The sequence below is a fragment of the Burkholderia sp. 8Y genome (genome assembly GCF_902506145.1).
Taxonomy (GTDB): Bacteria; Pseudomonadota; Gammaproteobacteria; order Burkholderiales; family Burkholderiaceae; genus Caballeronia.
The window spans coordinates 1-2,256 of the sequence record NZ_LR733551.1 but is presented as its reverse complement, the minus strand read 5'-3'; the positions used below and the strand labels follow the sequence as shown (position 1 = coordinate 2,256).

General features: G+C 55.6%; 2 protein-coding genes. One reads left to right on the top strand and one right to left on the bottom strand.

Going from position 1 to position 2,256, the window contains the following annotated elements:
* Positions 1 to 287: 287 nt before the first annotated feature.
* Positions 288 to 728 (top strand): hypothetical protein, encoded by a 441-nt coding sequence (locus tag GV035_RS28640; RefSeq protein WP_236572910.1) that lies wholly within the window; start codon positions 288 to 290, stop codon positions 726 to 728.
* Between the two features lie 272 nt (positions 729 to 1,000).
* On the opposite strand, the gene GV035_RS28635 is transcribed toward GV035_RS28640, so the two are convergent.
* Entirely contained in the window at positions 1,001 to 1,996 is a 996-nt protein-coding gene (locus GV035_RS28635; protein WP_159839462.1) for a hypothetical protein, read from the bottom strand.
* Positions 1,997 to 2,256: the final 260 nt, after the last annotated feature.

Here is a 2,256-nt window from a genome sequence, read left to right as displayed (position 1 = left end):
ACTGATACCGTGCGAACATTTGCTTATCAGGATGATAATAGACGTTGGTTCGAGAACATCGGGCGGAAGTCGCTAAAGCCCGCCTCAAGTTTTCCGTACGGTTGCCGTAACTGCCATCACGCCAGCGCTCTTTGAAGTCGTTCGGCGGGGGTAAGACTAAATCCAATCAAAAAGAACCGAGGGCGTAGATGAAGTCATTTTTAGCGTTGGTAGCAGTTGCTAGCTTGGCAGGTTGCTCCACGTACGCAGTTCCCCGATACTCGATAAACGCGGACAATGTTGTTGCCATGAAGTCGACGGTGGTCAACGGCGTAGGAGTTGGCCAGTTCACTCAAGCTCCAATCCCGAACGAGAATCCGAACCAAATCATGTGCCGCGCAGTCGGCCCTATCAAGACCCCCGACGGAGAGTCGTTCGCAGAATTCGTGAAGGCAGGATTCGTTTCTGAACTAAAAATCGCCGGTGTCTACGCGCCGGCTGCGCCTGTCCAACTCACCGGTCGGCTGGAGAACATTGGCTTTTCTTCCGTAAGTGGCACCTGGAATCTCGGCCTGACCATCATGTCCTCGAACGGACGTAGCATGAGCGTGGCCGAGGCGTATTCTTACAGTTCCAGCCACTACGGTGAGACCGCCTGCAATCAGACTGCGCAAGCGCTGATGCCAGCAGTGCAAGACCTGCTTGCAAAAGTCGTCCAATCGCCGCAATTCCCACCTCTTCTCAAGTGATGCACAATGCGCTCGCCAAGCAATGCAGCCTCGTGCGAGCGCAGCACATCCGGAGAAGGAGCCGCACCGATACCAAGCGTTGCGGCAATTGCGCCTGGAAGCTCAAGCTTGAAAGAAGGCCCGCTCTCGGCGGGCCAGATGCATCACAGTGGAAGTTTAGCGAGACGTCTAGTACTAACCTAGGAACTTGATTTGAATTCTGGGAGTTCCAGGGTTCAGTGCGATTATTGGGCTAACCCTTCGCGTCCCGTCTGACGTTCGCTGCAAAGCGCTCAACTCCCCATGAATGCGCTGTTGAGCTGCGTCTGCGTCGTTCCAACGGTAGCGGCGGCAACTCCCTTCTTCCCGGGGTCTATTGAGAGGGTAACGTTCTCTGCGGCCGCGAAGGTGACAGTCACCGCGTCGGCAGTGGTCGCCAGCTTCATCGAGCCCGAGTATGGTAAGCCGCTGCTGAAGAGAACGGGAACCACCGTCGAGACGGACAAGTTCGCCGTCCCAAGCGGTGTCGACGAATTGACATTGCCGCTTAGACTCACGGTGTCGTCGCGGGTCACGCCTGAATAGTCATCGGTAAGAGACCAGTTTGAAAGCGCAATGCTCGTCGCGACGCCCTTCAGCGTTCGAGATGCCACCACGTCATTCGACGAAGCAGACAATGCGTGCGAACCCGTTGCCGACACATAGGTGTCAGAAATTGACATCGTTCCATTGAATGCTACGCTTCCTGTACTCAACCCGACAGCGTAGTTCTGCGATGTCACGTCCGCAGCGATTGAATAATTACTAGAGGTACCAACCGCGCCCGACGCCGATTTCACGCGGAAGGTCATGCCCCCGTTAACGGTCGCGTTGTCATTGAATTCTCCAACCGTTACCCACTGCCTGCAGTTAGAGAACGTCAAAGTCGCCGTATCCCCACGGCTGATAGTCTGCGAGTTGTCGTTGTCTGCGAGTGTCGCTGTAACGGTCCCCCCGCCCGAGCATGCCTCAGAGTATGTTCCTGCGGTGGTGCGGTTTGCCGCATCGATTACCGCGAAGAGTGCGTTCAGAAAGAACCTGTAGGTATCCTGCGACCCATAAAGCGCGTAGCTCGTCGCGGTCTTCGCGGCGGCATAGCTGTTTGCCGAATCGCCGAGCTTGATGGTTGAATCTTGCTGGACCGACGCACCCGGACCGGTCGGTTGGTTTGTCGATTCGCTGCCGCCACCACCGCCGCATGCGGCCAGGCTGAGAACGACAATTCCGGGAAAAACACGCTTGGCGAACATCTAAGACCCCGTATCGTTTTTGTTTGAAAGGTCCTGAATGTTACTAAACGTTACCAAGTGTTACAATCTCTTCGTCGTGTCGGGCGGCTCGGAAGCAAGCGTCACCGCGCAGCAGTTCGCTATCTCCCAACACAGCCTCACAATGAGCTACCCAAGCATATATTGCTAACCTTCTCGCGAGCCGTTCTGGGATGCGCCATGCGAGGTGCTTAGCTTGCTATATCGCGGATGGTTCGCTTTGTAGGCTTTGTCGAAAACTG